Below are 1,162 nucleotides of genomic sequence, written 5' to 3'. Positions count from 1 at the left end.
GGTGGACTTTATCAATTTCGTCAATTGCGATCGATACAATCCATTAGACTACGTCGAAGATGATGAGGATGCTAGGGCAATTGCTAATACGATCGCTTCTAACTCGGTTGACGAAGGAAAACGCGATTTCTGGAGTGAATCAGCTGTCGCCTTTCTGTCAGCATTCATCCTGTACGTGAAGGAAAAATACAAAGACAAGGCCAATATGCGCCATGTCGTTGAAATGGTGGCGAGAGCAGGAAAAGATGAAGAATATTTGGATGAAATCATTAAAAATATGTCCCCAGACCATCCAGCGTATCATATGTTCACCCTTGCAAACATGAGCAGTGGAAACACTAGAGCTGGCATTATGGCGACCTTGGCGCAACAAATCTCCATTTTCGCGATGCAAAAGATCGCAAAAATGACTGCTAAGAGCGATTTTAAATTTCATGACTTGCAGAAAGAAAAATCCGTTTTGTACATCAAGATTCGCATGGATGAAAACCCGTTTGTTCAATTGACTGCTACGTTCTTTGAACAGTTGATCGCTGTTCTATACGACATTGCTGACAAGAATCACTCGAAGTTACCGATTCCCACTATCTTTCTGTTGGACGAATTCGCCAACATCGGCACGATCAACAAATATCCGCGAGTATTGGCAACCTGTCGAGGACTTGGTATGGCCATGATGACGATTATCCAGGACATCGGACAGCTAGAGGACAAAAAACGATATGGTCCGGAAATGGCTCGTTCGATCATCAATAACCACGATACTCAGTTGTTTCTGCGAACAAAAGACACGAAAACAGCGAAATATTTTAGTGAACTCGCCGGAGAGACTACGGTGAAGCACAAACAGAAAAGTGCTTCCTATGGACGTAAGGAAGGCAGCAAAAGCATTTCAGAGCAATATGTAAAGCGCTCATTGATTACGCCGGGCGAACTTATGAACATGGACAAAAACACTTGTTATTTATTCGTATCTGGGGCTTACCCGATGAAGCTAGAAAAAGCGTGGCAGTTCGATATTTACGGCGATTTATTGAGCAACTATGAAAAATACCGAAGCCGTTTAGGATATACTGCGCCGTTGTGGAATGGAGAATGGGTATGGGATGAAGAAGATTCGGCTGCCCAAGACATCCAAGAAGTCAAGCAAGAGTTAGAAGAG

At 43.3% G+C, this 1,162-nt stretch carries 1 protein-coding gene; it reads left to right on the top strand.

What is annotated here, in order from left to right; all coding sequences use genetic code 11:
• Window positions 1–1,162 (top strand): VirD4-like conjugal transfer protein, CD1115 family (locus ACFPOH_RS10950; RefSeq protein ID WP_390309658.1); only part of this gene is annotated, 1,162 nt, incomplete at both ends.

It is taken from the genome of Ureibacillus suwonensis, assembly GCF_042655065.1.
Lineage (GTDB): Bacteria > Bacillota > Bacilli > Bacillales_A > Planococcaceae > Ureibacillus > Ureibacillus suwonensis.
The sequence above is the reverse complement of the archived record's forward strand: the minus strand, read 5'-3'. Positions and strand labels throughout refer to the sequence as shown.